The organism is Sodalis sp. RH16, from assembly GCF_047324245.1.
Classification (GTDB): domain Bacteria; phylum Pseudomonadota; class Gammaproteobacteria; order Enterobacterales; family Enterobacteriaceae; genus Acerihabitans; species Acerihabitans ligni.
Map to the genome: position 1 here is coordinate 2,230,739 of NZ_CP178737.1, position 24,726 is coordinate 2,255,464.

Below are 24,726 nucleotides of genomic sequence, written 5' to 3' on the forward strand. Positions count from 1 at the left end.
TTTATTGAACGGATGGTTATATGACTTATATTATTTTGCACGCTCTGGCGCCGATATTCGTGATCATGCTGCTGGGCTATTATGCCGGCAAAGCCAAAATGGTGGTGAACTCCAATGTTTCGCTGCTGAATGTGTTTGTGATGGACTTTGCGCTGCCCGCCGCGCTGTTCAGCGCCACGGTGCAAACCCCCTGGAAAGGGATAATCAGCCAGTCGCCGCTGATCCTGCTGCTGGTTTTATCCATGTGGATAGCCTATGCCGCGCTCTATTTCATCTGCACGCTGGGATTTAAAAAATCCCCCCAGGATGCGGCGGTGTTAACCCTGACGGTGGCGCTGCCGAACTATGCCGCCCTGGGCCTGCCGATTCTCGGCAGCGTGCTGGGGGAAAGCTCGGCCACCTCGCTGTCGGTGGCGGTGTCCATCGCCTGCGGTTCGGTATTGATGACGCCGTTCTGCCTGCTGATCCTCGAACGTGAAAAAGCCCGCGCCAGCGGGGAAAGCCATGGGTCCACCCTGATGCTGCTGCCGCTATTGATGTGGCGTTCGGTGAAAAAACCCATCGTCTGGGGCCCGTTGCTCGGGGTATTGCTGTCGGCCTGCGGAGTGAAGATGCCGGAAATCATATTGGCTTCCATCAAGCCCCTGGGGCTCTCCGCCACCGCCTCGGCGCTGTTTCTCACCGGCGTTATCCTCTCGGCCCGTAAGCTGAAAATCAATGCGCCGGTACTGCTGTCCTGCCTGACCAAAAACATCATCCAGCCCTTTATAACCATAGGCCTGTTGTATGCTTTCGGGATTACCGGGCCGGTGGCCGTCACCGCGGTATTGATGATTGCCCTGTCGGCGGGTTTCTTCGGTATCGTGTTCGGTAACCGTTTCGGCGTGCAATCGCCGGATGCGGAGGCCACGCTGTTGATAAGCTCCATACTCTGTATCATCACGTTGCCGTTGTTTATTACGCTCAGCGCCGGACTGTAGCCGGAGGAGTCGTTATGCGTCCGCCGGCACCGCACGATTTGTTATGGATTGATGATGGCCGCCGGCTGCACTGGCGGCCATCGCCGCCGTCCTGGGTCGCCGCCCAATGGTCGCCGTTATTGCCGTTGGTGGTACGACGTGACGGCAGCTTGCCGGCCTCTATTCCGGTGGGGATTCGCGGCACGCAACGTTCCCTGCGGGCCGCGGCCTGGGTCAATGCCGATGCCGTCACCCGCACGGCCACGCCGGAAGCGCTGGTGGGGCAATTGGCCCGCAGCGACCTCGGAGCCAACGAGGCGCTGCCGGTGATGCAGGCATTGCGCCAGATGGCGGCGGCGGATTGGCCCTGGCCCTGGGGCGTCACCGGCAGCTGCGGTTATATGCTGGCCACCGGCTTGCCGGCGTGCCGAGCCGAAAGCGATCTGGATCTGCTGATCCGCAGCCCGCGGCCGCCGCGGCCGCGGGATTTCGCCCCCTTGATGGCGTTCATACCCGCCTTGCCCTGCCGGGTGGATATTCAACTGGAAACGCCTCTGGGAGGCTGCGCACTGACGGAATGGCTGCGGGGCGGCAAAGTCATGGTCAAGACCGCCGATGGCCCGATACGGGTAACCGACCCCTGGGCGCATGAGGAACAGGGCGATTGCGGCGTCGCGGACCATCATTAATCGCGCGGTCTGTCGGATGCGAGGACAGGTTTTCCACCGTTTTACCATACCGGAGGGTTCGGTGAAAATTTTACTGACGTTTCCCGGCCAGGGGCCGCAGGTCCCCGGCATGCTGCATCACCTGCCAGATAACGATGAAACCCGTGGCCTGCTAGAGCGGGCCACGGCGATTCTCGGCGAGCCGGTGCTGGATTGGGATAGCGCAGAAGCGCTGCAATCCACCCGCGCCGTGCAGGTATGCCTCTATATCGCCGGGGTGGCCTATGCCCGGCAGGTACGGCAGGCCGGCATCCGGGCCGATTTCGTCAGCGGCCTGTCCATCGGCGCGTTTCCGGCGGCGGTGAGCGCCGGCGCGCTGGGCTTCGACGATGGCTTACGGCTGGTGGCGCTGCGGGGCGAATTGATGGAGCGGGCTTATCCCGACGGTTACGGACTGTCGGCCGTCACCGGCCTGTTGCAACGGCCGCTGGAACAGATTATCGCCCAGGTGCATCGGCCGGATAACCCGGTTTACCTGGCTAATCTGAATGCCGAGGATCAGTTCGTGATTGCCGGTAGCGAGCGGGCCATGGCACAGGTTTGCGTTATGGCGCGGGAGCAGGGGGCGGGGCGCACCCAACGTCTGGCGGTGGCGGTGCCGTCCCATTGTGAACTGTTGCGGCAGCCGGCGACGGCACTGGCGGCCGCCATGGCGAAGGTCAGCCTGCGGCGTCCGGATATCGCTTATCTTAGCGGCAGCACCGGGCGGGTACTGTGGCAACCGGCGCGTATCGCCGACGATCTGGCGATGAACATGGCGCGGCCGGTACATTGGCAGGACGCCATGGTGAGCGCCTATGAACGGGATGTCCGCCTGGCGATTGAGATGCCGCCGGGGGCGGTGCTCACCGGCCTGACCAAACGCGTGATGGAACAGGGAGAGGCCATCGCCCTCGGCCAACATCCCCTGGAATTGATTATCGCCCTGGCCGGCCGCTTGTCTCGGCGGTGAGGGACGGGGCCGCCTGTGTTTCGCGAGTCCGGCGGCCGAGGGCATACATCCTGCCTTCCGCCAGCAGAGCCAGTAAATCCGGGTCGTGCTCGCGGTTGCGGGCAAAGACCAGGGCGATGGTTTGCCGCATTTGGTATGGCGCCGCCAGCGGCAGCATGCGAAAGGCGGGATCGTGGATTTTTTTCATCCGCCCCGGCAGCAGAGTGCAGCCGACGCCGGCCTGCACCAGATTTACCATGGAGAAGATGTCGTTAACGCGGGTGACGATGAGCGGTTCAAAGCCGGCGATATGAAAGGCTTCCTGGAAGCCGTGATAGGTGGCGAATCCTTCGGTGAGGGAGACGAACTTTTCGTCTTTGAAATCCCGCAGATCCGCCGGACCGTTAACGATATGCACGGCCGAGGCGGGTACGGCCAAAAAAATATCGTCATTGAATAACGGCAGGGTTTCAAAACGCGCCGGGTCGATTTGGGTATCGCTGACCGACAGCAGGATGGCATCCAACTGCTGGTCCTCAAGACGCAGCAGCAGATCCTGATTCGACCCCATCTGTAATTCCAGCTCAAGGTTCGGCCGGCGCAGTTTTAATCCCATGATCAATCGCGGTACGGTATCAAGGGTGAGAGAATAGAGCGTGCCGAGTTTTAGCCGGCCCTGCCCGACCCCGCCGCTTTTGCGGGTTTCCTCAATGCCCCGTTTCATCAGACCCACCACCTCGCGGGCATATTCCGCCAGGGTTTCGGCCGCCGGTATGGGTGAAAGATTACGCCCCTGGTGGATAAACAGCGGGCAGCGGACGCTCTCTTCAAGGGTATGCAACGCGCGGTGAACGCTCACCGTGCTTAACCCCAACAGGTCGGCGGTACGGCTGATATTGCGCTTGTCCATGAAAGCCAGGAAGATTTCCAGCTTCCGAAAGGTGATATCGTTATCAATCATAAAATTGCTTATATCCCGGAGATCTGGAGCCGGTGAGTCCGGTTAGGGATTCGTCAGCCAGAAAAACTGATAAGGTTCCAGACTAAACGCTATTCCGCCGGTTATCTCACGACACGTTATCACATCCCGGTAATGGCCGTCGGGCAAAGTGCAATTGATGGGTTTGATGCTCAGGTTGTACAGGCAAAGGATATTCTGGCGCGGATGACGCCGGTGAAAAGCAAACAGGGCATTATCCAGTTCCAGTATTTCCATGGCGGCATCCGGATGAAACGCCGGCTGTTGCCGCCGGGTTTGTATTAATCCGCTTAATTGATGAAATACCCGCGAGCGCAGCGAGGTTTCATCCTGCAGCGCCGCCTCGATGGCCTTCAGCGGATATTTTTCCCGGTTGACCGCCCGGTTGTAACCGGCCGCTTTCACCCCTTCATAATCGTTGCGCGAACCCAGTATGCTTTGGATGTAAACCGCGGGGACGCCGGGGAACGCCAGCAAAATGGCATGGGCCAGCATAAAGCGGCGCAGCCTGATATCATCCGTATCCTTGCGCCGGTTAAGGGCATCCATAAAGGTGACGTTGATTTCATAGGGGCTGGTGGTGCCGTCGGTATTTTGCTTGTAGGAAACCAGCGCCCCTTCCGATTCCAGATCCCGTACCAGGTTGTTGATTTCCAGCTCCGGCAGAATGCCCCGCAGCGGGTTCATGCCGATGCCGTCGTGGGATGCCAGGAAATTTAAGTACGTGGTATCCGTGCGTCCCGTTTCCATGGAGGACGCCCACTGCCGCAGGGCGCGGCTGCTGCCGTTGTGGATAGCGTGCAGCACCAGCGGCGGCAAGGGGAATTGATACACCATCTGGGCTTCGTCATGGCCGTTGCCGAAGTAGCTGATATTGTCTTTATGGGGGACGTTGGTTTCGGTGATAATCACGGTACCCGGCGCCACCTCATCGACGATGGCGCGAAACAATTTCACCAGCAGATGCGTCTTCGGCAAATGGATGCAACGTGTGCCGAGCTCTTTCCACAAATACCCCACCGCATCCAGCCGAATGTATTCCGCCCCCTGCGTCAAATAGTGCAGCAGCACCCCGATGATGTTGATCAGCACATGGGGATTGGCAAAATTCAGATCCACCTGATCGGCGCTGAAGGTGGTCCAGAGATATTTGGTTTGCTCGTCTTTAGTGGTAAAGGGCGTCAAGAGCGGCGAGGTGCGGGGACGAGTGACGGTGCTGAGATCGGTGGCGGGGGGCAGGGCGATAAAAAAATCTTCATAATCCGTGAGCTGCTCCCGATACCCCGCCAGCCATTTGCTGTGGGATGAAATATGATTACAGACAAAATCGAACATCAGGCGGGCGTACTCGTTGAGTATGCTGATATGTTGCCAACTGCCGACGATGGGGTTTACCTGGTGATAGTCAATGACGGCAAAACCGTCATCGGAGGAGTAGGGATAAAAGGGCAACAGATGTATCAGGTTGAACGTCTCTTTCAGCCGCTGTTGAAAAAAAGTGGTCAGGCTCACCAGCGTGGGCTGTTCCGCCTCCATAAACTGGTCCGCATAGGTAATCAGCACCACGTCCTTTTGGTCCCAATGGCTTTTGCGCGGCTGTTGCAGGGTCGATTTGGCAAAATTGATTTTACTTTTGATGGTATCCAACTGAGCCTGGGTCAATGACGAGGCATAAATCTCTTCAAGTAACTGGGTAATGGCTTCCATCATTGCACCTTGTTGATGTGACGACGTCCTGAAACAGCGTGACCTTGGCAAACAAGCCATGTTGTCAATGTAGCCATTAGAAATAAAAGCGCAAACCTTCTTATATATTCCGCATTGGCGGCAGCCGGTCCATTTCAGTCGCCGACGGCCATTAATAACCTTAATTACAATAGTTTATTACGACGGGATTTTATTCTGCCGCTTTTATCGGGCGGGAGATTTGCGGAGCAGTCCGATGGGAGGAGTTAACGTCCGGCAGTAACCAGTCGGTAAGCCGGGGCACGGCATTGCCGTTTCTGCGGGCAATGCTTGCAGCCGCCGGTAGAGGCGTCGGCAACACGCTCAACCTGTCCCATGCTTACCAGCTGTTCGAGCATGGCTTCGGTCATGGCGACGGAAAGGTTCAGCTGAGCGCTTAGCCGAGGGGTATCGGCCTGGCCCAGCAGCGCCAGGGCATCGCGTAATTGCAGCAGCTTGCCCACGGTTATTTCTCCAGTTGGCAGCAGCGGCCGGAAGCCGTAGCGTTCCGGGCGGGCCCGGGCCGGGCCAGTGACGGGGCAAAACGCTGCCTTAGCAGGTACAGTGACAAGATGAACAGCGCATTCGCCATCAATACCAGCAGGATGGCAAACGCGCTATCAGCCGGGTGGTCGGCAAAGGTTACCCCCTGGTAAAACAGCGTTGCCAATGAATAGGCCACGTTAATGCCCCAGAATATCGACAGGCTCATCCAACTGCGATTGCTCTCTCGCGCGATGGCTCCCATCACTGAAACGCAGGGCACATACAGCAATACAAAGATAAGATAGCTGTAAGCGGCCACGGCGCCGCCGAATTTTTCGCTCATGATGCCCATTGACCCGCCGCTCATTTCGCCATCGCCCTTACTGGCTTCGATGGGGTTGGCAAGCACGCTCAGGCTCAGGGTGTCCAGCAGCTGTTGCCCGGTCAGCATCACGGCGTCGGCCAACTGGGCCAATAAATCATATTCATCCGCATCGAATGGCGCCTCGACACGATTTTCCGCGGTATAAAGCTGATTCAAGGTGCCCACCACCACTTCCTTGGCCAATACGCCGCTTAACAACCCCACCGTGGCCTGCCAGTTATCCGGGGAAACCCCCATTGGCGCCAGCAGGGGGGTAATGGCCTTACCCGCCGACGCCAGCGCTGAGGTGTTGATTGTCTCCGCCGCCGTGCCGCGCAGGGTAAAACTGCTCAGCATGCCGACAACAATACCGGCGGCGATAATCACTTTTCCCGCTCCCAGCAGAAACATTTTGAGCCGCTGCCAGGTCTGCGCCAACAGGCTTCGGATATGGGGAACATGGTATACCGGCAGTTCCATGACAAATGGCGTGGTCTCGCCGCGCAGAAGGGTGAGTTTGAGCATCAGGCCGGTCAATATCGCCACCACAATGCCCAGCAAATAGAGTGAAAACACTATCAGGGCGCCCTGCTGCCCGTAAAACGCCGCGGCGAACACCGCAAAAATGGCCAGGCGGGCGCCGCAGGACATAAAAGGCGCCATCATGATGGTCATCAGCCGTTCACGGTGGGCATCCAGGGTGCGGGCACCCATTACCGCCGGCACATTGCAGCCAAAACCCACTATCAGCGGTACGAAGGATTTGCCCGGCAGGCCGAGGGCCAGCATCATCCGATCCATGACGAACGCGGCGCGGGCCATATAGCCGGTCTCCTCGAGAAATGACAAAAACAGATACATCATGCCGATTTGCGGGATTAACGGCAGCAGCGTATTGATGCCGCAGCCGATGCCCTGCGCCAGCAGCCGGGTCAGCCAAAACGGAAAATGCAGGGTATGGCCCAGCCATTGAATGCCGTCGATAAACAACGCCGCCGAGCCCAGCTCAAAGAAGGGCTTGAAGGCTCCGCCGAGATTGATGGCCAAAAAAAACATCAGGTACATCACCAGGAAAAAAAACGGTATCCCAAGCCAGCGATTCAGCGCCAGCATGTCCAGGAGCTGGGTTGGCCGGCCGCCTTCGGCCTGCTGTCCGTCGCTCACCGACTCGCATATCCGGCCGATTTCGCGATAGCGCGCATCGGCGATAATCAGCGCCGGCTCGTCTCCAAGCGTCAGGCCCAGTTTGTCCCGGATGTTTTCCTGATATTGACGGGCAAGTCCTGCCCGGGCGCAGCAGTGGATATCGCCTTCCAATATTTGCAGCGCCAGCCAATGCCGTTGGTCGCGGGGGAGTATGGGGGGTAAACGGGGCACCAAAGCGTCCACGGCTTCGGTCAGCGCCGGTGGATAGATTACCGGCCGCGGGGGACAAAGATCGGCCGCGTCGCTAATGGCTCTTTTCAGGGCGTCAATGCCGTTGCCGCGGGTGGAAACCAGCGGCAACACCGGACACCCCAGCCGCCGCGACAGTGCCGGAATATCGATGTGAATGCGCTGCCCGCGCGCTATATCCAGCATGTTCAGCGCCAGGATACAGGGCATTCCCAGTTCAAGTATTTGCAAGGTCAGATAGAGATTGCGCTCCAGATTCGACGCGTCCACCACGTTAATCAGCAGGTCGGCTTCCCGGCCGAGGATAAAATGACAGGGAATCTGCTCATCCAGGGAGGTCTGCGCTGAAAGAGTGGTTAAAGAATAGGTGCCGGGCAGGTCAACCAGGGTAACATGCCGGCCGTTGGCGATAAATTCCCCTTCTTTTCGCTCCACCGTCACCCCGGCCCAATTGCCGACGCGTTGGCGTCCGCCGGTTAATTGATTAAACAACGTGGTTTTTCCGGCATTGGGATTACCGATCAGGCCGATGGTAAGCTGGTTCATATCCTTTGGAGCTTCCGTAGTAAGAATGGGCTTAGATAAAAATGCGGGATGGATTGATACTCCGCCTTCATAAATAAAGGCCTTTAAAAAAAGTGTTCATGAAATATTTACATCATTAATAGGGGATCAGCATCCATCATTGAATATAATCTGTGCAAGGTCGTTTTTCCGTAACGCTAAGTGTGTTCCACGGGTCTCAATTTGAATAGGATCACCCAAAGGGGCAATACGAACGACGCGAAATGAGCTGCCCGGCAGCATACCCAGGGACAAAAGTTTTTGCCGGAAGGCCAGGCTGATTTTGCTGGTGTAGCCGGTGATGGTATAGCGTTGATGTGGAATGAGGTGCATGTAATATTCTTTCTCATGAAATGGATGAATAACAATAAGATGTTATGAATTGAATAATATGCTCAATATTGATAATGTAATTTATTAGAAGACTGTAATATCAATATATACATTCATTTCATGATAATAGACAGGAAGGCCATCGGATGGCACAGTTTTTAACACCAATGAGATTCATTTGCAAATAAAAAGTATTCTTAAATGGCGCAAACGCTGGATGTTTATTTGAGGTTAATAAGATATGTTTATTGGGGTTAATTGAATGAATCTGTGATAATATTATCTAACTAATAGTTATTAACTATATTAATATGAAAAAATATTACTCGGATCAATTAACGGTTAATGAATATCGTTTAAGGAGCATCAGCAATAAAAAAACCTGACTTGGTAGGTCAGGTTTTTTTATTCTGCTTCGCCGAGATGGGTGGTCACTTTGAAGTAGCACCGCATGTATCTGTTAGCTCTAGGCGAGTTTAGCATTTTTTTTGGTATCCTCAATCTAATGTGACTGTCCGTTTCAGATGGAGAACATATAATCGGCGAGCTAACAGTTATGCGGATGCGGTCCTCTGAGCAGTAGTTGCAATTTACTCACTTCAAGTTTACCCAATCAGAAACAGGTGGTGCTGTTTGATCTGCCTTTGCCCACAGAGCACTGCGTGTATCTGTTAGCGCTGATACCCGTCGCGAGGGAAACCCAAAGGCATAAGCGGCGTGTGGCGCTCTGTAATAAATAGGAGCAGCCTCAGTGATTAGTCTGAATGCCATAGTGGTAACGCTGAATATAATTCACGTTACCCTGCAGATAATCGTTGTCGTCAAGCAACTGACCGGACGTCCTCAAGGATCGAAGGAACTGAATAAAGGCGGAGGATTAACCACCTTCCGCCTTTTTAGTTGCTGAATCTTTAAATCACTCTGTATGTTTTCTGTAAATCAGCGTTTTTTACCTAACGCGGCGGCCAGCGCGTCGCCCATGGCGCTGTTGCCGGCGGCGGAGGGGCTGGCCTGACGGTTTTTCGACGCCGGCCGGGCCTGAGCCTCGCGCCGCTTATCGCCGCCGTCGCGGCGGCTGGCGGTTTCCCCCGGCTGCTCGTCCAGCCGCATGGTCAGGGCGATGCGTTTGCGCTGCAGGTCCACGTCCATGACCTTAACCTTGACGATATCGCCGGCTTTCACCACTTTATGGGGATCGTCCACATAATGCGTCGCCAGGGAGGAAATATGCACCAGGCCGTCCTGATGGACGCCGATATCCACGAATGCGCCGAAGTTGGTGACATTAGTGACGGTGCCTTCCAGTATCATGCCTAAGGACAGGTCATTCATGGTTTCCACCCCCTCGGCGAAGGTGGCGGTCTTGAATTCCGGCCGCGGGTCGCGCCCGGGTTTTTCAAGCTCTTTAAGGATGTCCGTCACCGTTGGCAACCCCACGCGCTCATCGGTAAAACGAACCGGGTCCAGAGTTCGCAGGGCGCCGCCGTTACCCATGACCTCTTCCAAGGGCAGCTGTATCGCCTGGAGGATGCGTTCCACCACCGGATAGCTCTCGGGATGCACGGTTGAGGCATCCAGCGGATTATCGCCGTGATTGATGCGTAAAAAACCGGCGCACTGTTCGAAAGCCTTGGGTCCCAGACGACCGATCTTCAGCAATTGGTTACGATCCCGGAACCGGCCGTTTTCATCCCGCCAGTTGACGATATTTTGCGCCATCATACGGGTCAGCCCGGCCACCCGGCTCAGCAAAGGCACGGAGGCGGTATTCAGATCAACGCCGACGGCGTTCACGCAGTCTTCCACCACCGTATCCAGTTTTTTCGCCAGCAGGCTTTGGCTGACGTCATGCTGATACTGGCCGACGCCGATGGATTTCGGATCGATTTTCACCAGCTCAGCCAGCGGATCCTGCAGCCGGCGGGCAATGGACACCGCGCCGCGCAGCGACACATCCAGATCCGGGAATTCCAGCGCCGCCAGTTCCGAGGCGGAATAGACCGACGCTCCCGCCTCGCTGACGATGACCTTTTGCGCCGTGACGGCCGGGAACTGCTCTTTGACCTGGGCAAAGAACCGCTCGGTTTCACGGGACGCAGTGCCGTTGCCGATAGCCACCAGTTCCACCCGGTGCCTGACGCACAGGGCCGCCACGGCCGCCGCCGCTTTCGCCGTCTGGCCGGTATGGGGATAGATGGTATCCGTGGCCACCAGCTTGCCGGTATCGTCCACCACCGCCACCTTTACCCCGGTGCGCAAGCCCGGATCCAGTCCCATGGTGGGGCGCAGACCGGCCGGCGCGGCCATCATCAGGTCGTGCATATTGCGGGCGAATACCTGGATGGCCTCTTCTTCGGCCTTCTCCCGGATGGTGCCCAGCAGCTCGGTTTCCAGGTGCAGCAGGATTTTAATGCGCCAGGTCCAGTTCACCACGCTCCTGCGCCAGGCATCTCCCGGCGCCTGATCCAGCCGCAGCTGCAGATGATCGACAATCATCTGTTCGCAGTAGCTTTCACGGGGCGGTTCGTCTGAGTGCGGATCGGCGTTGAGGGATATTTGCAAAACGCCTTCGTTGCGACCGCGGAACATGGCCAGCGCGCGATGGGACGGAACCTGCGACAGGGGTTCCTGATGAGCGAAATAATCGCGGAATTTCGCCCCCTCCTCTTCCTTGCCGGCGACGACCCGCGACACCAGATGGGCGTTTTTCCACAGATAATGGCGGATTTTGGCCAGCAGGGCCGCATCCTCGGCAAAACGCTCCATCAGGATATAACGCGCCCCGTCCAGGGCGGCCTTGGCATCGGCCACGCCTTTTTCGGCGTTTACATAGTCCGCCGCCACTATTTCCGGCTGCCGGGAGGGATCCTGCCACAACAGATCGGCCAAGGGTTCCAGCCCCGCCTCGAGGGCGATTTGCCCGCGGGTGCGCCGCTTGAGTTTATACGGCAGATAGAGGTCTTCCAGCTCGGTTTTGCTCAGCGTCGCATTAATGGCGGCAGCCAGCGGTTCGGTCAGTTTGCCTTGGTCGTCGATGGATTTCAGAATAGTCTGACGCCGTTCCTCCAGTTCCCGCAGGTAACCGAGGCGGGTTTCCAACTGGCGTAGCTGGGTATCGTCCAGGCCGCCGGTGACCTCTTTGCGGTAACGGGCAATGAAAGGGACGGTATTTCCTTCGTCAAGCAGGCGGATCGCGGCGTCCACTTGTTCAGGACGGGCCTTCAACTCGGCGGCGATAAGGCGATTCAGGGGTTCATTCATCATACTGTTTTGGTCGTCATCACGTTATAGGTAACTTATGCAGTGGACAGTTATACGGATTGCGTGAGCAAAATGCCAGCCGCGCGAGCATCCCCGCCCCTGGTTTGAGAGGGGCGCCTCACCCAGCGCCGCGGTCTGTGGTATATTTTTATACCCGTCATAAGCTAGGTTGCATTTAGGATATATCGTCCGGCAATAATCCTTACGTTAAAAGGTCATGATGAAAACGAACCTTATTACCCGTCAGGGCTATCAGGAATTACAGGCGGAATTGGACCACCTGTGGAAGCGCTACCGGCCCGAAATCACCGAAAAAGTTTCCTGGGCCGCCAGCCTGGGGGATCGCAGTGAAAATGCCGATTATCATTACAACAAAAAAATACTGCGGGAAATCGATCGCCGGGTGCGTTATCTGCGTAAGGTATTAAAAGAAGCGCGGGTGGTGGATTACTCCCCCCAGCAGGAGGGCAAGGTTTTCTTCGGCGCCTGGGTGGAAGTGGAAAATGAGCAGGGGGAGCGTATTGGTTTTCGCATCGTCGGTCCTGATGAAATTTTCAAGCATAAATCCTACATTTCCATCGATTCGCCCATGGCGCGGGCGCTGATCAAAAAAGCGGTGGATGACGAAGCGGTGGTGCAAACCCCCGCCGGCCCCAAGACCTGGTATGTGACCGCCATTTCTTACCAGCCACGACCGGAATGATTCAGGATTATTTAACCGGGAAACAGGTTCTTAAATTTCGTAAACGGCGCACAATAAGAATGAAAGCTATTGGGTATAATCGGCGTCTTTGAAGCTCAAAATGTGGATAACTACGTATTTCCATATGCTTTGTAACAATTTTGCTTAGAATATACACCTGAAACCGCTGTCCGTGTCTTACAGGTTTCTGAACAATACGCTTACGGGTGTATCGCCTTTGGGAGAGAAACAATGCAAGAGAATTACAAAATTCTGGTCGTGGACGATGATATGCGTTTACGGGCATTACTGGAGCGGTATTTGACCGAACAGGGTTTTCAGGTACGCAGCGTCGCCAACGCCGAGCAAATGGATCGTTTGCTGACCCGCGAGTCGTTCCACCTGATGGTGCTCGATCTGATGCTGCCGGGTGAAGATGGTCTATCCATCTGCCGGCGCCTGCGCAGTCAAAGCAACCCGATGCCCATCATCATGGTCACGGCAAAAGGCGAAGAAGTGGACAGGATTGTCGGTTTGGAAATCGGCGCCGACGACTACATACCCAAGCCGTTCAATCCACGTGAATTGCTGGCCCGCATCCGCGCGGTCCTGCGGCGGCAGGCGAATGAATTACCGGGCGCGCCTTCCCAGGAAGAGGCGATTATCGCTTTCGGCAAATTCAAACTCAATCTCGGCACCCGCGAAATGTTTCGCGAGGACGAACCCATGCCCCTCACCAGCGGGGAGTTCGCGGTACTTAAGGCCCTGGTAAGCCACCCCCGCGAGCCGTTATCCCGCGACAAACTGATGAATCTTGCCCGCGGCCGCGAATACAGCGCCATGGAAAGGTCCATCGACGTACAGATTTCCCGCCTGCGCCGCATGGTTGAGGAAGATCCCGCCCACCCGCGTTATATCCAGACCGTATGGGGTTTGGGCTACGTATTCGTGCCGGACGGCAGTAAAGCATGAGGCGATGGCGCTTCTCTCCGCGCAGTTCGTTTGCCCGCAGTTTGCTATTAATCGTTACCTTGCTGTTCGTCAGCCTGGTGACGACCTACCTTGTGGTATTGAACTTCGCCATTCTGCCCAGTTTGCAGCAATTCAATAAGGTCCTGGCCTATGAAGTCAGGATGTTGATGACTGACCGTCTTCAGTTGGAGGACGGTACGCTGCTGGAGGTTCCCCCGGCGTTTCGGCGAGAAATCTATCGTGAGCTGGGTATTTCCCTTTATACCAAGGCAGCGGCGGAAGAGAGCGGGCTGCGGTGGGCGCAACATTATGAGTTCCTGAGCCAGCAGATGGCCCAGCAGCTTGGCGGGCCCACCGATGTGCGGGTGGAGGTGACAAAAAATTCGCCGGTGGTATGGCTGAAGACCTGGCTGTCGCCGGATATTTGGGTACGCATTCCCTTAACGGAAATCCACCAGGGGGATTTTTCACCCCTGTTCCGCTACACCCTGGCCATTATGCTCCTGGCCATAGGGGGAGCCTGGCTGTTTATCCGGATGCAAAACCGGCCGCTGGTGGATTTGGAACATGCCGCGCTACAGGTGGGAAAGGGGCTTATCCCGCCGCCGCTGCGCGAATATGGCGCCTCGGAGGTGCGCTCGGTCACCCGGGCCTTTAATCAAATGACCTCCGGCGTGAAAATGCTGGCGGACGATCGCACGCTGTTAATGGCCGGCGTCAGCCATGATTTGCGAACGCCGCTGACGCGTATCCGGCTGGCCACCGAGATGATGAGCGCCGAAGACGGCTATCTGGCGGAATCCATCAATAAAGATATCGAAGAGTGCAATGCCATTATCGAGCAGTTTATCGACTATCTGCGTACCGGGCAGGAGATGCAGACCGAAATGGCCGATCTCAACGCTATCCTGACGGAAGTGGTGGCCGCCGAAAGCGGTTACGAACGAATTATCGAAACCAGCCTGTTTGACGGCGAGCTGATGGTGAATGTGAATCCGTTATCCATCAAACGGGCGGCGGTCAACATGGTGGTCAACGCCGCCCGCTACGGTAACGGCTGGATCAAGGTGAACAGCGGCAAAGAGGCTCTGCGGGTCTGGTTCGAAGTGGAGGACGACGGTCCGGGTATCGAACCTTCCCAACTGAAGTACCTGTTTCAGCCCTTTGTGCGCGGCGACAGCGCCCGTAGCACCAGCGGTACCGGGCTGGGCCTGGCGATAGTACAGCGCATTGTGGACGCTCACACCGGCACGCTGGAGATTGGCAGCAGCGAGCGGGGCGGATTACGGATACGCGCTTATCTGCCGCTGCCGGTGAATGCCACGGATCATGCCGCGGGCACCGCCATGCTGAAGATGAGCTGAACATTCACGCGGGCACCGCCGCCAAGTCCGGGGTGAGCTGGCAGTGGCGAAACCCTCGCCATGCTGATGCCCTGCTGAAATTCGGCGGCGCATAAAAAAGCCCTTTACCACCGAGAGACTGCCTTTCGGGGTAAAGGGCGGATTGCTACAGGGTATTAGTCCATCATCAACCTGCCGGGGGGCTCTCATCCTTGAAAGCCGCTCCTTGTGTCGATAATCCTGCGGAACAACGACTTGCGGGCATTATTCCACGATTACCGGCATATGCGCCTTTAAAGCGCCGGCCCGGCTTTTACCAATGCCTGTCCTGCCGTGGTGTCGGTATATTTTTCAAAATTGGTGGTAAAGCGGTGGGCCAGATCCTCGGCTTTTTCCTGCCATGCCTTGGGATCCTCATAGGTCTTGCGAGGATCGAGGATATTGCTGTCTACCCCTTCCAGCTTCATCGGCACGGCAAGGTTGAATATCGGCAATGTAATGGTTTCTTCATCGTCGATATCGCCGCTTAATATGGCGTTGATGATAGTCCGGGTCGCTTTGATGGAAATACGTTTACCGGTACCGTTCCAGCCGGTGTTCACCAAATAAGCCTTGGCACCTACGGCGCTCATGCGTTTTGCCAGGACTTCGGCGTATTTTGTAGGATGCAGGGATAAGAATGCCGCGCCGAAGCAGGCGGAAAACGTCGGCGTAGGCGCCGTGATTCCCCGTTCCGTACCGGCCAGTTTAGCGGTAAATCCCGACAGGAAATGATATTGCGCTTGTTCCACGGTCAGCCTGGAAACCGGCGGCAGCACCCCGAAGGCATCGGCGGTGAGGAAAATCACTTTGGATGCATGGCCGGCTTTGGAAACGGGTTTAACGATATTTTCAATGTGGTAGATGGGATAGGAAACCCGGGTATTTTCGGTTTTGCTGCCGTCATCATAATCCACGGTGCCGTCGGCGCGGACCACCACGTTTTCCAGCAGGGCGTCGCGCCGGATGGCATGATAGATTTCCGGTTCGGCTTCTTCGGAAAGATGAATGGTCTTGGCGTAGCAGCCGCCTTCAAAATTGAAGACCCCGTCGTCATCCCAGCCATGTTCGTCGTCGCCGATGAGACGGCGGTTCGGATCGGTGGAAAGGGTGGTTTTGCCGGTGCCGGACAGGCCGAAGAATACCGCGACATCATCATCGGCGCCGACGTTGGCGGAGCAGTGCATGGAGGCAATGCCTTGCAGCGGCAGGAGGTAGTTCATCATGGAGAACATACCCTTTTTCATTTCACCGCCGTACCAGGTGCCGCCGATCAACTGCATCCGTTCGGTGAGATTGAATGCGACGAAGTTTTCCGAATGCATCCCCTGTTTTTGCCAATCCGGATTGGTGCATTTAGCGCCGTTCATCACCACGAAATCCGGTGTGAAACCGACTAATTCTTCTTTGGTCGGGCGGATAAACATGTTTTTGACAAAATGCGCCTGCCAGGCCACTTCGGTAATAAACCGAACCTTCAACCGGGTATTTTCATTGGCGCCGCAAAACGTATCCACAACAAACAGACGTTTGCCGGACAGCTGTTTCGCCACGAGCTGTTTAAGTTCGCTCCAGGTTTCCTGACTTAGCGGGTGATTGTCGTTATTGCCTTTACCCTGATCTGACCACCAGACCGTATCGCGGGTAACGTCATCGCGTACCAAATACTTGTCTTTCGGCGAACGCCCGGTAAAAATGCCGGTATCCACTGCTACTGCTCCGGACTGGGTCACGGTGCCACGCTCGAAACCCTCCAGGGAAGGATCTGTCTCTTCCTGGAATAATTGCGCAAAGCCCGGGTTATAAATCAACTCACTGCAGTCGGTGATGCCATAGCCGACAAGGTCATGCGCACTGATACCATAACTTGCCATCTGACGACTCCTTAGCTTTCGATTAATGCCTACTGCGATTGTAAGGTTTAATCATTCCATCACTGAGAGGTGGGTCATGAAATGACCTAAGTCAGCAGTCTTTACACTGATTTGTGTGCTGACGCATAAATTTTGCTTCAGCTTGGGGTAATATCAGCAGGTTATCCTGCCTGGATTTCCGCATGACAGAAATCACCTTTTCAGTGCAATTGCACGTCAGAGCCGCTGTGGTCTTGCTTAAGCGTTTTGATATCGTCTGCGTCAAAGCGGTAAAGACTGCCGCAGAAATCGCAATGCATATCTATTTTTCCATCCTGGACAAGCATCTCTTGCAGGTCGTGGTCCGGCAGCGTCAGCAGCGCGTCAGCACATCGCTGGCGCGAACAGGTGCAGCGGAAGCTCACTTCCTGCTCCGGATACAGCGTGACTTCTTCCTGATGATAAAGCCGGTATAACAGTTCGTCCGCCGGAAGGTTAAACAACTCTTCCCCCTTGACGGTGGCGGTCAGCTGCGCCAGATGGTCAAAATCTTCCTCGCTGGCGTTTTGCGCCGGCAGCACCTGCAGCAGCATGCCGGCGGCGGCCACTTCGCCGTTATGGATGCCGGTGCGGATAAACAGCCGGGTCAGGAGCTGTTCGGATTGCAAAAAATAGCTCTCCAGGCAGTCGGCGAGGCGTTCTCCTTCCAGCCCCACCACGCCCTGATAGCGCTCACCTTCGTCCGGCGTCAGCGTAATGACCAGATAACCGTTGCCCACCATTTCATGCAGGGTGCTGTTATCATCGATGGCGCCGTTGATACGCGCTACGCCGCGCATATGCTGCTCATGGTCGCCGTTGATAACCGCCAGACGCAACGGGCCGTCTCCCTGTAACTGTACGGTGATTTCACCCTTGAACTTCAGCGTGGCGGTGAGCAGGCTGGTGGCCACCAGCATTTCCCCGAGCAGGTTTTTCACGCATGGCGGGTAATCGTGCTGACCGAGGACTTGCCGATAGGTATCATGCAATGAAACCAGTTCACCCCGAACGGCATAATTCTCAAACAAATAACGGTGCAGCTGGTCTTGAATGGCCATAATCGTCTCTTTTACCGGAGGTGGCCGGTTTACTCCCCAGGCTCACCATATTTAAATTTAATCAGGTTGCGACGCTCTTTTTTGTCCGGACGCCGGTCCGGATGGGTCACATTCTGTGCGTTTATCTTGCGCGCCGCGGCCAGTTTTTCCCGTTTATCCACGCTCGCCTGGGTTTCGCTATAGAGCAGTTGCGCTTCACTGGCTGACCGGCGTTGCAGCGTCAGCGTAAGCGCAATCACCGTCCGTTCATCGTCACCCTGGCGAAGCGTGATTTGGGCGCCGCTTTCCATGATTTTACTGGGTTTGGTCCGTTGCCCGTTGTAGTGAACCTTGCCGCCTTCCACCATCTCGCGGGCAATAGCGCGGGTTTTATAAAACCGGGCCGCCCATAGCCATTTATCGAGCCGGATACTTTCATCCTGACCCTGTTCCTGAGTGCCCTTACTTTTCATCATGCCTCCGCATCACTACTTGGGGATAACCAAACGTATGGGTGGAAAGTCATAAATCAAGGTGCCGGTCCGGCAAAGTGCCGTCCATAGCATGGATAACATTATCAATCTGATGCCAATGGATAGCAGGTGGCATGCATGCTCCCGGAATGGTGGGCGGCGATACGTAAAACAGGGATGCCCGCGCCGGCCTGCGCCGGGGCGGACCTGTCCATTAGGGTAGCATATTTTTTTGTCGCACCGCGACGCGATGGGCTAAGGCAGCGTCTTCAGCGGCACATTGGGCAAATCGGGATTAAAGCAGCTTTCATAATACCGCTGGATATCCTGGTCGCGATGGCGGCTTTTCAGCAGGCGCCGCGCTGCCAGGCAGACATTCACCAGCGCGCTGATAATGACCAGCAATAACAATAAGGTGGTGCCCAGGTAACGCCAAACGGCAATGACATCCGGTTCGCTGTGCAGGGCTATGTGCCGGGTGCCGTTGACATCGACGCTGATATTGGTAATCACCCCCTGCGCGCTGAAAGGGGTGTGCAACAGCATGGACGAGAGACGCTGCAATTCCCGCCATTGGGCCACGCCGGTATAATCATATAACGAATTGACCGGCAAGGGGTGATCCACCAGCAGCTTGCCCTCGTCGCTGCTGATCAGGACCCCGCCCGGGGGAGGACTGTTAAGGGCGTTGGTGGCCAGGCGGGTCTCACTGGCGAAGAACGACCCCGTGGCGGCGTTGACCAGGTTTTCAAGGGTCTCGGCGCTGACCGGCCGCAATAACACATTCACTCCCTTCAGCGTCCCGCTGCGGGCGCGCTTGACCACTGACGGCCAGTCCCGGGCGTTGGCCAGATTGACCAGAGCGGTTTTAAGCCGGGCGCAGGCGGCATCGTCGCCGCACAAATCCTGCGTCTTCAGTACGATATTGGCAAAGTCGTCCAGCAGGATCATGCCGGATTTTTGAATTGCGTTCGCCAGCACCGGATTTATTTTCGGATCGGAATTCAATTCCGGATGCAGCTGGGTATCGACGGTATTAAGCAGCGCCACCGCCTTGTCTACGGTGTCCGATTCAGGGGTGGGCAGAGGAACGGCGTTATTCCAGTAAATACTGGAACAGTCGAAGGGCAGGAAGGGATTTTTCGGCGCGGTGGTAAGCGTAGTATCCACAAAACACATGCCGGTCCCCTGCACCTTCAACGTATCGCCGATACGCAAAGGCGCCGCTTCGAGGGTTTTGGCTTCTGTCGCCTGGATATTCTGCGCCCCCTTCAGCCAAGCCGTGCTCAGCGTCAGCGGCAGCGAGAGCGGAACATAGGCCAGTAGCAGGCACAGGACAAGCATAGAGCTGCAAAACAATACCAGGTTCTTACCCCAGCGCTGAACCGGGAAATTCACCATTTCGTCATGCAGTGAAAGAAACCGGCCCTGACGTACCACCTGGCGATTGATGTAGATATCCACCTCGGTTTTTTTACCCAAATCATGGTCGATAAAAGGCAGCCAGTGGGGTGGGTAAGTCAAATCGATAATGCCCAGCGAAACGGTCGCAAGGCGGTTGTGGCCGGATTCGCCGAATAGGCCCCAGCGTTTGGGCGTGCCCCGCAGACAATGGATGTCGAGCCGGGTGCGCTGCGACGGCGGCCGGAACAGCATCCAGCCGCCGCAGAGAATCAACAGACCGGCGACCGCCACCAGCCAGGGCACGGCCACTACGGGCGCCAGTAAACTCATGAACAGCAGCAGCAGCGCCGCGCTGACCATGGCGGCCTCCCGTATCCCCGAGGGACGGTTGACCGCGTGCTCCTGCGGCGTCTCCTTGCGGATATTCAGCAATTCGACCTGTTCGTTCTCCTGCTCGCGCATGGAGGAGTTCGGTACCGTCTGCGGCGGATTGACGGTTTGCGGCGCGTAGACATAGTCCACCAGCGAATGCCCATTGAGGGCAATGACCAGCGGGATGCCGGCGGTTCTAATCAGTTCGACGTGGTTCTCTTCGGCGATGAATTGTTCCCATAGCGGGGGCAGGTGGATTTCCGTGCTGTCGAGATAATATCGCCACGTGTGAGGCGCGTCGGTGACCAGGCCGTAGCGGGTAATGGCGTGGGTAGCCGCATAGATGTTCTCGCTTTGTGGGGTAAGCGCCAGTGATTCCGCCGTCGAGGCGGGCGCCAGCGGCGAGCTCTGCAGATGCTCATTAAGCTTGAAATAGTGTTCAATGGCCGCACGTTCTTCCGCGGTCAGCTTGCGTGGGATCGGTTGCAGAAATGGCAAACGCTTGTTTGCGGCGGGGAGATGTCGTTTGCGATAAAGCCGGTAAGCAAGAACCGCGATCGCACAGGCAAACAGTACGGACAATACAAATGCTATTGTGCTCATGCCATCCCCATCGATACACGAAAAATTTGCGACACATCGAGAATATGATACGTATCAAGCTGGCGCCGTTTCGCGAGCATCCACCTTCGACAACGAAACATTCGATCCCTTGATTGATAAACCGCGCAGGAACGAAACAGGACGAGTATCAATACTTAGTACAGGTTAACAATCCATTCTTACCTGACATATCGGTATTTTCCTATTTTAATCTCAATAATTCTTTTCGCTTGCCACTGGATAACAATGAGTTGCCGATTCTTCCCGACACTGGCGGGAAAATGAGCGGAACCGCTATTGACGGTTGCGGCGAAGGTTCTCATTAATGCACAATGCGATCAAGCCTTAAAACCGGCTAACGTTAACATCGTCTATATCCGGCATGGGAAACGACCTTCATCGTCTGCATCTGTTGTTTCGCCGTTCAGGCGGTTATGCTATGCCATGTATGTCGTCGACTCCGGGATAACTATGGATAAGCATCTGCAAAAACCAAAAATACATAAAGTCGAAACTGTCGCGCAATCCCGGTTGTTTAATGTTGAATCCGTTGATCTCGAGTTCAGCAACGGGGCGCGAAGGATTTATGAAAGGATGCAGCCTTCGGATCGCGAGGCGGTCATGATCGTGCCGGTGATCGACTCACATATTGTGCTGATTCGCGAATACGCCGTGGCGATAGAAGACTATGAGCTGGGTTTTCCCAAGGGACTGATTGATCCTGGGGAGGATATTCTCACCGCGGCCAATCGGGAGCTGATGGAGGAGGTGGGTTTCGGCGCCGGCCGGATGGATATCCTGACCAAACTGACCATGGCGCCCTCCTATTTTTCCAGCCGGATGAATATTCTGGTGGCGCGGGATCTGTACCCGCAGCGGCGCCAGGGCGACGAACCCGAACCTTTACCGCAGGTGCGCTGGCCCATCGCCGCCATGATGGATCTGCTGAACGAGCCGGATTTTCGCGAGGCGCGCAATGTGAGCGCGCTGTTTTTGGCCCATGCGTGGCTCCTCCAGAACCAGAAATAAAACGGCCGACCTTCGGCGCGTTCACCCGCCGGCGGGGACTGTTAGGCCCAGAGTTTCACTGCTAACAAACGAGTCCGGAGTCAAAGAGTCGGGGCAGGATGATAGAGGAGTAAACCGTCCGCGCCAGGACGGCGCGGATCGAGCCTACATGGACGTATTCACGGCGTGTTTACGATCTAGCATCCTGCCCCGGCCGGGCACGGTTTAAGCCTTAGTGATAGCGGGCCTACCGCGCTGTGGGGCGCTCGGGCGGGCGAGAAAACCACGCCCGCTTCGACCCCACCAGCACGGTCTCCCTTTAACACGTCCCCTATACGATCGAGGTTTCCCTTTAACAGGTTCGCTGCACGATCGGCGACGCGGGCCTACCGCGCTGTGGGGCGCTCGGGCGGGCGGGAAAACCACGCCCGCTTCGACCCCACCAGCACGGTCTCCCTTTAACACGTCCCCTGTACGATCGAGGTTTCCCTTTAACAGGTCCGCTGCAAGATCAGCGATCGCGGGCCTGGCCCGCCGTTAGAACAGTTCATGGGATTCGCCGTTATCCATTAGGGTGGTGCCCACTTCATGCACGACTTTATCTTTTGGCTGCGTGCCGTCGATAAAATATTCTTCGCGGCTGTTGCCGCCCCCATCGGATAACTTACCGCTGCTCTTGTCGATGCTGACGGTGACGATGCCCGGCGGCGGCGTGATTTTCTGCTCCGGTATGCCGTCCAGCGCCACTTTCATAAAATCATCCCAGGCCGGCTGGGCGCTTTGCGCACCGCCTTCGCCGCCGAAGGGGCTCCGGCCCAGGTCGCGACGGTGATCGTCGAAACCTATCCATACCGTGGTTACCGTCTGCGGACCGTAGCCGGAGAACCAGGCGTCCTTTGAACTGTTGGTGGTACCGGTTTTCCCGCCGATATCATGGCGTTTCAAATCGCGCCCGGCGCGCCAGCCGGTTCCCTGCCAGCCCGGTTCACCGAAGATATTGCTGTTAAGGGCGTCATGGATCAGGAAGGCCAGCGGGGTACTGATAACATGGGGGGCATATTGCTGCTCACCGTCCGCTGCGGCCTGTGCGGGAGAAACGGTTTCCAGCCGCGGCATGGGGACGGCATCGTTATTACCGGGCTGATGGGATACGGCGACATTTTCCATGTCGTCATCGGACAAAACCGCTGATTTATTGGTATCGCCATATATCACCGGCAGATTGCATGTATCGCAGACGGTTTTCGGTTTGGCTTCGAACAGCACGTTGCCCGACTCGCCTTCGATTTTGGCGGTGAGGTAGGGATCTACCAGGTAGCCGCCGTTGGACAGCACCGCGTAGCCGCGCACCATTTGCAAAGGGGTAAACGAAGCGGAACCCAGCGCCAGCGATTCGGTATGTACGATGTTCTGGGGCGGGAAACCGAAGCGTTGCAGGTACTCGGCGGCATAGTCCACGCCCATGGCGCGCATGGCGCGCACCATAACGACGTTTTTGGACTGCCCCAGGCCCTGGCGCAGCCGGATCGGACCGTCATAGGTGGGGGGGGAGTTCTTCGGCCGCCAGTCGGCGCCGGCGCCCGCATCCCAGCGGGAAATGGGCGCGTCGTTCAAGATGGTGGCCAGGGTCAGGCCCTTGTCCAGGGCGGCGGTATACAGGAAGGGTTTGATATTGGACCCAACCTGCCGCAGCGCCTGGGTTGCCCGGTTGAATTTGCTCTGGTTGAAGTCGAAACCGCCCACCAGCGCTTTTACCGCTCCGGTGGAAGGGTCCAGGGACACCAGCGCCGAGTTGACGTCCGGTACCTGCGCCAGCCACCAATCGTTATCCACCTTGCGTACCCAGATCTGCTGGCCGGGTTGCACCACATCGGTGACTTTCTTCGGCACCGCGCCCTGCAGCCGGTCGGTTCTGAACGGGCGCGCCCAGTGCATGCCGGTCATGGTTAACTGCACGCTGGTGCCGTCCGACATCATGGCGGCGGCCTGTCCGGCGTCAGCCTGGGTGATCACCGCCGGCAGCAGCGGGCCGTAAACCGGCAGCAATTTCAGGCTGCCGGTGATGCGTTTTTGATCCCAGGGCGTTTCGCCGATTTTCCATAAAATATTGCTCGGGCCCCGGTAGCCGTGGCGCATATCGTAATCAATGACGTTGTTCCGCACCGAGTCCTGCGCCGCCAGCTGAAGCTTTTTGGTGATGGTGGTGTAGACCTTGTAACCGTCGGTGTAGGCATTATCCCCGTAGCGCTTGAGCATGTCCTGCCGGACCATTTCAGCGACGTAAGGCGCCGAGAAACTCATCTGCGGGGCATGGTAGTTGGCCACCAGCGGCGTATTGCGGGCCTGCTCGAACTGTTCGCGGGTAATGTAGTTCTCGTCCAGCATGCGGGACAAAACGAAATTGCGCCGCGCCAGCGCGCGATCGTGGGAGAACAGCGGGTTGAACGTGGAGGGGGCTTTGGGCAAGCCGGCAATCACCGCCATTTCAGCCAGGCTGAGCTGGCCCACATCTTTACCAAAGTAGACCTGGGCGGCGGCGCCGACGCCATAGGCGCGGTAGCCGAGATAGATTTTATTCAGGTACAACTCGATGATTTCGTCTTTCGTCAGCAGCTGCTCGATGCGAATGGCGAGAAAGGCTTCCTTGATCTTGCGGATCAATGTCCTTTCAGGACTCAAAAAGAAGTTGCGCGCCAGCTGCTGGGTGATGGTGCTGGCCCCTTGCGTGGCATGGCCGGACATGAGCGCAATGGAGGCGGCGCGCATGATGCCCACCGGATCTACGCCATGGTGTTCATAAAAGCGGCTGTCTTCGGTGGCGACAAAAGCATGCACCAGGTCAGGGGGTATTTGATCAAGCCGCAAGGGAATCCGGCGCTTTTCGCCGAACTGGGCGATCAATTCGCCGTCCGCGCTATAGACCTGCATCGGGATTTGCAATCGTACATCTTTCAGGGTGGCGACATCAGGCAGCTGCGGCTCAATGTATTTGTACATGCCGAATATCAACGCGGCTCCCAACAAGATGCAACACACTGCAAAAATTAATAAATATTTTACGAACTTCACCTGAGATTTCCCATTTCATGTCGTTTGGGCAGTTTATAAACAACCGCGCGCTAGTATAAAGGTAAGCCTGCACGTTGGATACGTACTTTTCATTACGGATGATA

General features: G+C 56.5%; 18 protein-coding genes. 7 read left to right on the forward strand and 11 right to left on the reverse strand.

What is annotated here, in order from left to right; genetic code table 11:
* Positions 1-20 precede the first annotated feature (20 nt).
* The 3 genes from ACL2XJ_RS10130 (at position 21) to mdcH (ending at position 2,639) form a co-directional block, all read left to right on the forward strand.
* Positions 21-980 (forward strand): AEC family transporter, encoded by a 960-nt coding sequence (locus tag ACL2XJ_RS10130; protein ID WP_132923732.1) that lies wholly within the window; start codon positions 21-23, stop codon positions 978-980.
* A 14-nt stretch (positions 981-994) separates the two neighbouring features.
* Positions 995-1,648, forward strand: coding sequence for a malonate decarboxylase holo-ACP synthase (locus ACL2XJ_RS10135; protein WP_413726429.1), 654 nt, complete (start codon positions 995-997; stop codon positions 1,646-1,648).
* Positions 1,649-1,709: 61 nt separating this feature from the next.
* Positions 1,710-2,639, forward strand: coding sequence for a malonate decarboxylase subunit epsilon (mdcH, locus tag ACL2XJ_RS10140; RefSeq protein ID WP_413726430.1), 930 nt, complete (start codon positions 1,710-1,712; stop codon positions 2,637-2,639).
* Here mdcH and ACL2XJ_RS10145 read toward each other — a convergent pair.
* The 6 genes from ACL2XJ_RS10145 to ACL2XJ_RS10170 form a co-directional block, all read right to left on the reverse strand.
* Positions 2,605-3,579, reverse strand: coding sequence for a LysR family transcriptional regulator (locus ACL2XJ_RS10145; RefSeq protein ID WP_413726431.1), 975 nt, complete (start codon positions 3,577-3,579; stop codon positions 2,605-2,607). The two genes, mdcH and ACL2XJ_RS10145, sit on opposite strands and share 35 nt — an antisense overlap.
* A gap of 42 nt (positions 3,580-3,621) precedes the next feature.
* Positions 3,622-5,304, reverse strand: a complete 1,683-nt coding sequence (locus ACL2XJ_RS10150; RefSeq protein WP_132927903.1) for an alpha-amylase family glycosyl hydrolase — start codon at positions 5,302-5,304, stop codon at positions 3,622-3,624.
* 245 nt (positions 5,305-5,549) lie between these two features.
* On the reverse strand, positions 5,550-5,786 hold the full coding sequence (locus ACL2XJ_RS10155; protein ID WP_413726432.1) for a FeoC-like transcriptional regulator: 237 nt from the start codon (positions 5,784-5,786) through the stop codon (positions 5,550-5,552).
* A gap of 2 nt (positions 5,787-5,788) precedes the next feature.
* The gene (gene feoB, locus ACL2XJ_RS10160; protein WP_413726433.1) at positions 5,789-8,113 is read right to left on the reverse strand and encodes a Fe(2+) transporter permease subunit FeoB; all 2,325 of its coding nucleotides are present in this window, start codon (positions 8,111-8,113) and stop codon (positions 5,789-5,791) included.
* 126 nt (positions 8,114-8,239) lie between these two features.
* Positions 8,240-8,464: a ferrous iron transporter A gene (gene feoA / locus ACL2XJ_RS10165; protein ID WP_203522986.1), complete on the reverse strand. Its 225-nt coding sequence runs from the start codon at positions 8,462-8,464 to the stop codon at positions 8,240-8,242.
* A gap of 939 nt (positions 8,465-9,403) precedes the next feature.
* Entirely contained in the window at positions 9,404-11,728 is a 2,325-nt protein-coding gene (locus ACL2XJ_RS10170; protein WP_413726434.1) for a Tex family protein, read from the reverse strand.
* Positions 11,729-11,945: 217 nt separating this feature from the next.
* Between ACL2XJ_RS10170 and greB the strand changes: the two genes are divergently transcribed.
* From greB to envZ, 3 genes are all read left to right on the forward strand, one after another.
* Entirely contained in the window at positions 11,946-12,428 is a 483-nt protein-coding gene (gene greB, locus ACL2XJ_RS10175; protein ID WP_203522984.1) for a transcription elongation factor GreB, read from the forward strand.
* A 231-nt stretch (positions 12,429-12,659) separates the two neighbouring features.
* Positions 12,660-13,379: a two-component system response regulator OmpR gene (gene ompR / locus ACL2XJ_RS10180; RefSeq protein ID WP_003853014.1), complete on the forward strand. Its 720-nt coding sequence runs from the start codon at positions 12,660-12,662 to the stop codon at positions 13,377-13,379.
* Entirely contained in the window at positions 13,376-14,743 is a 1,368-nt protein-coding gene (gene envZ, locus ACL2XJ_RS10185; RefSeq protein WP_132923723.1) for a two-component system sensor histidine kinase EnvZ, read from the forward strand. Before ompR ends, envZ begins: the two co-directional genes overlap by 4 nt.
* 272 nt (positions 14,744-15,015) lie before the next feature.
* On the opposite strand, the gene pckA is transcribed toward envZ, so the two are convergent.
* The 4 genes from pckA to ACL2XJ_RS10205 all read right to left on the reverse strand — a co-directional run bounded on the left by pckA (position 15,016) and on the right by ACL2XJ_RS10205 (position 20,545).
* Positions 15,016-16,635, reverse strand: coding sequence for a phosphoenolpyruvate carboxykinase (ATP) (gene pckA, locus ACL2XJ_RS10190; RefSeq protein WP_413726435.1), 1,620 nt, complete (start codon positions 16,633-16,635; stop codon positions 15,016-15,018).
* 200 nt (positions 16,636-16,835) lie between these two features.
* Complete coding sequence (hslO, locus tag ACL2XJ_RS10195) at positions 16,836-17,714, reverse strand: Hsp33 family molecular chaperone HslO (protein ID WP_413726436.1); 879 nt, start codon at positions 17,712-17,714, stop codon at positions 16,836-16,838.
* Positions 17,715-17,743: 29 nt separating this feature from the next.
* Positions 17,744-18,166: a ribosome-associated heat shock protein Hsp15 gene (gene hslR, locus ACL2XJ_RS10200; RefSeq protein WP_132927902.1), complete on the reverse strand. Its 423-nt coding sequence runs from the start codon at positions 18,164-18,166 to the stop codon at positions 17,744-17,746.
* A 255-nt stretch (positions 18,167-18,421) separates the two neighbouring features.
* Positions 18,422-20,545 carry an IgaA/UmoB family intracellular growth attenuator gene (locus tag ACL2XJ_RS10205; RefSeq protein WP_413726437.1) on the reverse strand — a complete coding sequence of 708 codons (2,124 nt, stop codon included), beginning with the start codon at positions 20,543-20,545 and terminating at the stop codon, positions 18,422-18,424.
* Between the two features lie 471 nt (positions 20,546-21,016).
* On the opposite strand from ACL2XJ_RS10205, the gene nudE reads away from it, so the two are divergent.
* A complete protein-coding gene (nudE, locus tag ACL2XJ_RS10210) occupies positions 21,017-21,574 on the forward strand; it encodes an ADP compounds hydrolase NudE (RefSeq protein ID WP_132923719.1) in 558 nt (185 codons plus the stop codon).
* Positions 21,575-22,090: 516 nt separating this feature from the next.
* On the opposite strand, the gene mrcA is transcribed toward nudE, so the two are convergent.
* Positions 22,091-24,622, reverse strand: coding sequence for a peptidoglycan glycosyltransferase/peptidoglycan DD-transpeptidase MrcA (gene mrcA, locus ACL2XJ_RS10215; RefSeq protein ID WP_413726438.1), 2,532 nt, complete (start codon positions 24,620-24,622; stop codon positions 22,091-22,093).
* Positions 24,623-24,726 lie beyond the last annotated feature (104 nt).

Bases quoted from the DNA above. Each gene is read 5' to 3' on its own strand.
- ACL2XJ_RS10130 (WP_132923732.1), top strand. From the start codon at position 21: ATGACTTATATTATTTTGCACGCTCTGGCGCCGATATTCGTGATCATG.
- ACL2XJ_RS10135 (WP_413726429.1), top strand. From the start codon at position 995: ATGCGTCCGCCGGCACCGCACGATTTGTTATGGATTGATGATGGCCGC.
- ACL2XJ_RS10145 (WP_413726431.1), bottom strand. From the start codon at position 3,579: ATGATTGATAACGATATCACCTTTCGGAAGCTGGAAATCTTCCTGGCT.
- ACL2XJ_RS10150 (WP_132927903.1), bottom strand. From the start codon at position 5,304: ATGGAAGCCATTACCCAGTTACTTGAAGAGATTTATGCCTCGTCATTG.
- feoB (WP_413726433.1), bottom strand. From the start codon at position 8,113: ATGAACCAGCTTACCATCGGCCTGATCGGTAATCCCAATGCCGGAAAA.
- feoA (WP_203522986.1), bottom strand. From the start codon at position 8,464: ATGCACCTCATTCCACATCAACGCTATACCATCACCGGCTACACCAGC.
- ACL2XJ_RS10170 (WP_413726434.1), bottom strand. From the start codon at position 11,728: ATGATGAATGAACCCCTGAATCGCCTTATCGCCGCCGAGTTGAAGGCC.
- greB (WP_203522984.1), top strand. From the start codon at position 11,946: ATGAAAACGAACCTTATTACCCGTCAGGGCTATCAGGAATTACAGGCG.
- ompR (WP_003853014.1), top strand. From the start codon at position 12,660: ATGCAAGAGAATTACAAAATTCTGGTCGTGGACGATGATATGCGTTTA.
- envZ (WP_132923723.1), top strand. From the start codon at position 13,376: ATGAGGCGATGGCGCTTCTCTCCGCGCAGTTCGTTTGCCCGCAGTTTG.
- pckA (WP_413726435.1), bottom strand. From the start codon at position 16,635: ATGGCAAGTTATGGTATCAGTGCGCATGACCTTGTCGGCTATGGCATC.
- hslO (WP_413726436.1), bottom strand. From the start codon at position 17,714: ATGGCCATTCAAGACCAGCTGCACCGTTATTTGTTTGAGAATTATGCC.
- hslR (WP_132927902.1), bottom strand. From the start codon at position 18,166: ATGAAAAGTAAGGGCACTCAGGAACAGGGTCAGGATGAAAGTATCCGG.
- ACL2XJ_RS10205 (WP_413726437.1), bottom strand. From the start codon at position 20,545: ATGAGCACAATAGCATTTGTATTGTCCGTACTGTTTGCCTGTGCGATC.
- nudE (WP_132923719.1), top strand. From the start codon at position 21,017: ATGGATAAGCATCTGCAAAAACCAAAAATACATAAAGTCGAAACTGTC.